This window comes from Ferrimonas balearica (assembly GCF_019802085.1).
GTDB lineage: Bacteria > Pseudomonadota > Gammaproteobacteria > Enterobacterales > Shewanellaceae > Ferrimonas > Ferrimonas balearica_B.
The window spans coordinates 1-3121 of record NZ_JAHVHV010000009.1; the positions used below are offsets into that span (position 1 = coordinate 1).

The following is a 3121-nucleotide window of genomic DNA, read 5'->3' on the forward strand; positions in this document are numbered from 1 at the left end:
GGTGCCTGGCGGTGACCTACTCTCGCATGGGAACCCCCACACTACCATCGGCGCGGTTGCGTTTCACTGCTGAGTTCGGCATGGGATCAGGTGGGTCCACAACGCTATTGCCACCAGGCAAAAAAGCGCAATTTGGAAAAGCTGTAATCTCTCTTGTAAGCCTTCTTACAAGGTCGGATATCCGACTCGCAAAACCACTTGGGTGTTGTATGGTTAAGCCTCACGGGTCATTAGTACAGGTTAGCTCAACGCCTCACAACGCTTACACACCCTGCCTATCAACGTGGTAGTCTTCCACGGCCCTTCAGTGGACTTAAAGTCCAAGTGAGAACTCATCTTGAGGCTCGCTTCCCGCTTAGATGCTTTCAGCGGTTATCGATTCCGAACTTAGCTACCCGGCAATGCCACTGGCGTGACAACCGGAACACCAGAGGTTCGTCCACTCCGGTCCTCTCGTACTAGGAGCAGCCCCTCTCAATTCTCAAACGCCCACGGCAGATAGGGACCGAACTGTCTCACGACGTTCTGAACCCAGCTCGCGTACCACTTTAAATGGCGAACAGCCATACCCTTGGGACCGACTTCAGCCCCAGGATGTGATGAGCCGACATCGAGGTGCCAAACACCGCCGTCGATATGAACTCTTGGGCGGTATCAGCCTGTTATCCCCGGAGTACCTTTTATCCGTTGAGCGATGGCCCTTCCATTCAGAACCACCGGATCACTAAGACCTACTTTCGTACCTGCTCGACGTGTCTGTCTCGCAGTTAAGCTGGCTTCTGCCTTTGCACTAACCTCACGATGTCCGACCGTGATTAGCCAACCTTCGTGCTCCTCCGTTACTCTTTGGGAGGAGACCGCCCCAGTCAAACTACCCACCAGGCACTGTCCTCAACCCCGATAAGGGGCCTAAGTTAGAACATCAAACATACAAGGGTGGTATTTCAAGGACGGCTCCACCACATCTAGCGACATGGTTTCAAAGCCTCCCACCTATCCTACACATGTAGGTTCAATGTTCAGTGCCAAGCTGTAGTAAAGGTTCACGGGGTCTTTCCGTCTAGCCGCGGGTACACTGCATCTTCACAGCGATTTCAATTTCACTGAGTCTCGGGTGGAGACAGCGTGGCCATCATTACGCCATTCGTGCAGGTCGGAACTTACCCGACAAGGAATTTCGCTACCTTAGGACCGTTATAGTTACGGCCGCCGTTTACCGGGGCTTCGATCAAGAGCTTCGAACCGAAGTTCTAACCCCATCAATTAACCTTCCGGCACCGGGCAGGCGTCACACCGTATACGTCCTCTTACGAGTTTGCACAGTGCTGTGTTTTTGATAAACAGTTGCAGCCACCTGGTATCTGCGACCGCCGATAGCTTAGGGAGCAAGTCCCATCACCGTCAGCGGCGTACCTTCTCCCGAAGTTACGGTACCATTTTGCCTAGTTCCTTCACCCGAGTTCTCTCAAGCGCCTTGGTATTCTCTACCTGACCACCAGTGTTGGTTTGGGGTACGGTTGCTAACTACCTGAAGCTTAGAAGATTTTCCTGGAAGCCTGGCATCAACCACTTCACGTCCGTAGACGCTCGTCGTCAGCTCTCAGCCTTAGGGGTCCGGATTTGCCTAAACCCCCAGCCTACAACCTTAAACGCGGACAACCAACGCCGCGCTGGCCTAGCCTTCTCCGTCTCTCCATCGCAGTAATCAGCAGTACGGGAATATTAACCCGTTTCCCATCGACTACGTCTTTCGACCTCGCCTTAGGGGCCGACTCACCCTGCCCCGATTAACGTTGGACAGGAACCCTTGGTCTTCCGGCGAGCGGGTTTTTCACCCGCTTTAACGTTACTCATGTCAGCATTCGCACTTCTGATACGTCCACGGAGCTTCTCAACTCCGCTTCAACCGCTTACAGAACGCTCCTCTACCATGCACACAAGTGTGCATCCGCAGCTTCGGTGTATCGCTTAGCCCCGTTACATCTTCCGCGCAGGCCGACTCGACTAGTGAGCTATTACGCTTTCTTTAAAGGGTGGCTGCTTCTAAGCCAACCTCCTAGCTGTCTAAGCCTTCCCACATCGTTTCCCACTTAGCGATAACTTTGGGACCTTAGCTGGCGGTCTGGGTTGTTTCCCTCTCCACGACGGACGTTAGCACCCGCCGTGTGTCTCCCGTGATTGCACTCATTGGTATTCGGAGTTTGCCTGGGGTTGGTAAGTCGGGATGACCCCCTAGCCCAAACAGTGCTCTACCCCCAATGGTGAGACACGAGGCGCTACCTAAATAGCTTTCGAGGAGAACCAGCTATCTCCCGGTTTGATTGGCCTTTCACCCCTACCCACAAGTCATCCCCTAATTTTGCAACATTAGTGGGTTCGGTCCTCCAGTACCTGTTACGGCACCTTCAACCTGCTCATGGGTAGATCACCGGGTTTCGGGTCTACACCCTGCAACTCATTCGCCCAGTTAAGACTCGGTTTCCCTACGGCTCCCCTATTCGGTTAACCTCGCTACAGAATGTAAGTCGCTGACCCATTATACAAAAGGTACGCAGTCACCCTCGAAGGGCTCCTACTGCTTGTACGTACACGGTTTCAGGTTCTATTTCACTCCCCTCACAGGGGTTCTTTTCGCCTTTCCCTCACGGTACTGGTTCACTATCGGTCAGTCAGGAGTATTTAGCCTTGGAGGATGGTCCCCCCATGTTCAGACAAGATATCACGTGTCCCGTCCTACTCGATTTCACGCTAAGGTCGTTTTCATGTACGGGGCTATCACCCTGTATCGCCGGACTTTCCAGACCGTTCCATTAACTTCCAAATCGCTTAAGGGCTAATCCCCGTTCGCTCGCCGCTACTAGGGGAATCTCGGTTGATTTCTTTTCCTCTGGGTACTTAGATGTTTCAGTTCCCCAGGTTCGCCTCGCTGCGCTATGTATTCACGCAGCGATGACACCTTATGGTGCCGGGTTTCCCCATTCGGACATCCCAGACTCAAGTGGCTCTTACCGCCTCATCTGAGCTTTTCGCAGGTTAGCACGTCCTTCATCGCCTCTGACTGCCAAGGCATCCACCGTGTACGCTTAGTCGCTTAACCATACAACCCCAAGGGGTCTCGGTA

The 3121-nt window shown here is 53.3% G+C and carries 2 rRNA genes; both read right to left on the reverse strand.

Going from position 1 to position 3121, the window contains the following annotated elements:
- Positions 1 to 3 precede the first annotated feature (3 nt).
- Positions 4 to 118: ribosomal RNA gene (gene rrf, locus KUV81_RS19615) — 5S ribosomal RNA — on the reverse strand.
- Between the two features lie 91 nt (positions 119 to 209).
- Positions 210 to 3097 (reverse strand): 23S ribosomal RNA (locus tag KUV81_RS19620).
- Between the last annotated feature and the right edge of the window lie 24 nt (positions 3098 to 3121).